Source organism: Mesorhizobium sp. M7A.F.Ca.CA.001.04.2.1, from assembly GCF_003998485.1.
Lineage (GTDB): Bacteria > Pseudomonadota > Alphaproteobacteria > Rhizobiales > Rhizobiaceae > Mesorhizobium > Mesorhizobium ciceri.
Window position 1 is genome coordinate 1 of sequence record NZ_RZQT01000275.1, and the last position, 1,515, is coordinate 1,515.

The following is a 1,515-nucleotide window of genomic DNA, read 5'->3' on the forward strand; positions in this document are numbered from 1 at the left end:
GGGCTAGCGTGCGCACACATTTGCTTCGGGTTCATTTTTGTGAGGCGAGAACGAAGCCGTCGACGATGGCGTTGAAGCGTCTGAGGCCTTGGGTGAAGGTGATGGGTCCTGGCGGGCGTTCCTTTTCGTAGCCGTTCCAGCCTCCGAGCCTGGCGATACACCAGGCGGCCCAGGCGAGCGTGTGCGTGGGGTGGGGGTTCTTCTGCTTTTGGGTCTTGCCTTCGAGTTTGGCGATGAGCACGTTCAGGACGGTGATCTCGGTGGGATCGAAGAGACGTGCGGCCTGGAAGCCCTGGCCCGGCGAACCACGCCCGTGCACGAGTTGCATGACCCTGGTGGCGACGACCAGGGCGGCGGCGGCCAGGCGTTCGAGCGCATCGCCATCGGCGATGAGACTTTCCTCCAGATCGATGGCCTGCGACTTCACGGTCCGGAACAGCTGCTCGACGATCCAACGCGAGCGGTACATCTCGACGATGCGGCAGGCATCGGCCAGCGTGTTGACGCAATGTGTGGTTAGAAGCCGCCAGGTCACCGCTTCCTTCGGCGAAGGTGGATCGATCTCACGCACTTCCACCATGTTGAGCGTGAGTTCACGCGGATCGCGACTGTCGGCGCCAAGGCGCGGCTGGCGCAAGCTCACCGCCGCAAAGCGAACGGCCAGTTCGACGGTGCGGCCCGGCCGGCCAGGACGTGCCTGCAGCTCGAAGGCAATGCGGCCGGCTTCCGAGGTCTTGGCGATCGCGCTGAACAGGCGCTCGCCCCGCGCGCCCAAAACCCGATCCCGTACAGCGCGGATGAGCACATGGGTGCGCTCGCCGGGAAGCCTTGCAAACACTTCGTAGATGTCGGCTTCGCGGTCGCCGACCACCGTCATCTGCGGCGTGTCGGTCAGCGCCTGGCATGCCGCCTTGGCGGTGCCGATCCATTTGTGGCTTTCCTTGTCTTCGATCGGCAGCGCCTGGTAGTCATCCGCCTTCTTTGCCTCGCGCCGCCAGATCGTGGCCCCTGCAAGGCCAAGGACCGAGCCGTCCTCGGCATCCACGGCCAGCGCCGGATGCACGAACAGCCCGATATCCGTGCCATTGCCGACACGACCGAGGCCACGCTTGCGTGAGGCCTTGGCTTCATAGTTGATCTCGCTGCTGTCCTCGATGATCAGCACGTGGCGGCCGGCGGCCATTTCGGCGGTTCGCGCCGCCGCCGTGCGGATGATCTCGTGCTTGCTCACGTGGCGATTGCGAAACAGGCGCGTGAACGCAACCTTCTCGGCGCGCGTGTCGGCCAGCCGGCGCATGCCCGCGCTGACACGCGCAAACATGCGCTCCAGAACCATGCTCCCCTTTTTTGCAGGCGCAGGTCGCCGAAGTATCCAAGCAGCAAAGCCATCGTCGTAGCCTCCAGAACAATGGCAGCTACAGAATCACATGCGATTCAAACACTTCAAGCCATTTTCCGGCGTCGCTTCTTCACGCTTGACCACAGCACGAAGCAAATGTGTGCGCACGCTAGCCC

At 63.8% G+C, this 1,515-nt stretch carries 1 protein-coding gene; it reads right to left on the reverse strand.

Features of this window, described 5'->3' with window-relative positions:
* Positions 1–31: 31 nt before the first annotated feature.
* Positions 32–1,321 carry an IS4 family transposase gene (locus EN955_RS34430; protein WP_164753254.1) on the reverse strand — a complete coding sequence of 430 codons (1,290 nt, stop codon included), beginning with the start codon at positions 1,319–1,321 and terminating at the stop codon, positions 32–34.
* Positions 1,322–1,515 lie beyond the last annotated feature (194 nt).